Annotated in this window: 1 protein-coding gene; it reads right to left on the reverse strand. The window is 29.0% G+C overall.

Annotated elements, in window-relative coordinates; translation table 11 throughout:
• Positions 1-115 precede the first annotated feature (115 nt).
• On the reverse strand, positions 116-430 hold the full coding sequence (locus tag ACFIK8_RS09900) for a hypothetical protein (protein WP_042995479.1): 315 nt from the start codon (positions 428-430) through the stop codon (positions 116-118).
• Between the last annotated feature and the right edge of the window lie 181 nt (positions 431-611).

The following is a 611-nucleotide window of genomic DNA, read 5'->3' on the forward strand; positions in this document are numbered from 1 at the left end:
AAGCGAAATAAAAAAGCCCCGTATTTCTAGGGGCTTTTCCATATTCAGATTTGTCATAGATCATAATGTGGAGGTGTTTATTTGATGAAATATTAGCTGCCTCTCGCATTTTTCCTTAACTAAATAGTTTCGTGAAAAATGTTACAACAGAGTGCATGAATTCAAATAATGCATCCCATAAGTTTATACCTTTTTTGTGTAATTCTTCTAGACTTCTATGGAATGAAGTAGGGTTATATCTACCATATATGGTTATAACGTTGTCCACTGTACCCTTTGTTGGTTCAAGAATTTTTAAATCAGTTTCAAGAACAGTAAAAGGAGCAACAACAGGTTCTGATTGTTGAATAACTATATGATCAGATTCTTGAAGCGCAACAGCTAAACAACTTGTGATTGCACCAGCGATAAAAAAATATCTGATATTCATAGCTTTTCCCCTTCATTTATTAGTAACAATATGGATAATACATAAATTAACTTTAAATTAATATAGTAAAAATACAACATCTATAAAAAAGAATAAAATTTTTCTTTGATTTTCTCAAATTTTTCCTTTTTTACTTCATGAATTATTTCAAATTCTATTTTATGGATAATGAAAAATAGGA

Source organism: Bartonella sp. MR168JLCBS, assembly GCF_042194175.1.